General features: G+C 58.4%; 1 protein-coding gene. It reads left to right on the plus strand.

From position 1 onward, the window contains the following. Positions 1–158 precede the first annotated feature (158 nt). Positions 159–527: hypothetical protein (locus tag ABDZ36_RS03115; RefSeq protein ID WP_343749199.1), on the plus strand; the 369-nt coding region annotated here is incomplete at its 3' end.

A 527-nucleotide genomic window follows, 5' to 3' on the forward strand; every position in this document is an offset into this window, starting at 1 on the left:
CGCCGCAGGCGTCACGACAACCACGATTCGGACGCATCGCAATACACTCCGCAGCGAACTCCAGTAGTCCGAATCTACTTCTGTAGTTAGGCGGGGAGAATACTGCGTCAAGGCGTAGAAGCAGCCAAATACGAATAGAGCGAACAAGGGGAGCAACAATGCTCCCGGAAGAGTTCCCCGCAGATCACGAGAAGTTCGTGACGTGGCAGACGGAGTGCTGGAAGTGTGGTGAGGACACGCCGGTTGTGTGGCCCCGCAACGACCATCTGGATACGCCACTCGGAGCATTGCTCGCGGAGTATGAAACGCCAGTCGAGCGAGTATATAGTAGGACCCTCAAGAAGCGAGTCTGGGGCAACGTCTGCCAGCACTGTCACGCCTACCAAGGGAATCACTATCTCCAACAGGAGGCCGCGGAGATCCAGCCCCCACACGTCGACTGCCCAAACTGCGGAGAAAAACACGAGTGGTACCCCGATGAGGGGTTTGGAGCGGCGTTCGGGCAGGGCTGGGTGAACTGTCCCGAG

The sequence above is a fragment of the Halarchaeum salinum genome (assembly GCF_039520965.1).
Taxonomy (GTDB): domain Archaea; phylum Halobacteriota; class Halobacteria; order Halobacteriales; family Halobacteriaceae; genus Halarchaeum; species Halarchaeum salinum.